Raw genomic sequence first — 1,127 nt, 5'->3', positions numbered from 1 at the left:
TGCTGCGCAGGCGACCTTTTTGAGATCGGTCACGATGAGAGCCAGAGGCTGGACGTCGTACCGGCGCAGTATCGCGTTATCGTCACCCGCCGCCCCAAACTGGCCTGCCGCGCCTGTCACGGCGTCGTCCTCCAGCATGCTGCTCCCGAGCGATTGATCAGGGGAGGACTGCCGACCGAGCGGCTCGTCGCGCATGTGATCGATGCCAAGTATCATTGGCATTTGCCGCTTTACCGCCAGACGCAGATGCTGGCGACGCACGGTATTGCCATCGACCGTTCCACGCTCGCCTTCTGGGTCGGCTATGCGGCCCAGGAATTGAAGCCCTTGTGGCATCGTCTGCGCCAGCTTCTGCTCGCCTCTCCGAAGCTCTGTGTCGATGAGACCCCGGCGCCGGTGCTGGATCCCGGGCGCGGCAGGACCAAAACCGGCTACTTCTGGGCGCTGTCGCGCGATGACAGGCCTTGGGCCGGGCCTAATCCGCCCGGCGTGGTCTATGCCTATGCACCAGGCCGCGGCGCCGTTCATGGCTTGCGACTGCTCGAAGGCTATCGCGGCATCATCCACTGCGACGGCTATCAGGCTTACAAGACCATGATGCGAGAGACGCGTGCGGACGCCTTGTCCGGGACGCTCGCATTCTGCTGGTCGCATCTCCGGCGCCAGTTTGTGAAGATCGAGCGCGAGGCTTCGCCGGCGCCGGCGCCGGTTGCCCGCGAGGCCCTCGAGCGCATCGCCCAGCTCTACGCGGTCGAGAAAGTCCTCCGTGGCCGATCTGACGCCGAGCGCCGCGCGGGCCGGCAGGCGCATGCCCGGCCGTTGGCTGCAGCCTTGAAGCAGTGGTTTGAGGCGAAGCTTGGTCACCTCGCGCAGAAGAGTGAGACGGCGAAAGCTTTACGCTATGCACTGCGTCATTGGGACGGCTTGACGCTCTACCTTGATGACGGGCGCATCGAAATGGACACCAACGCAGTCGAGCGTGCGATGCGGCCGATCAAGCTCAATGCCAAGAACGCCCTGTTCGCCGGGTGTGACGAGGGTGCTGAGAATTGGGCATTGCTGGCGTCGCTCATTGAGACCTGTAAGCTCAACGGCGTCAGCGCCGAGTATTGGCTTGCCGACGTTCT

Annotated in this window: 1 protein-coding gene; it reads left to right on the top strand. The window is 64.1% G+C overall.

Features of this window, described 5'->3' with window-relative positions:
* Positions 1–1,127: IS66 family transposase (locus IVB42_RS19625; RefSeq protein WP_247471082.1), on the top strand; the 1,127-nt coding region annotated here is incomplete at both ends.

Origin of the sequence: Bradyrhizobium sp. 45, assembly GCF_023073155.1 — a bacterium.
In the GTDB taxonomy this organism is placed as follows: domain Bacteria; phylum Pseudomonadota; class Alphaproteobacteria; order Rhizobiales; family Xanthobacteraceae; genus Bradyrhizobium; species Bradyrhizobium canariense_D.
Note: the sequence above shows the minus strand (reverse complement) of the source record. Positions and strands in the feature narration are given on the sequence as shown.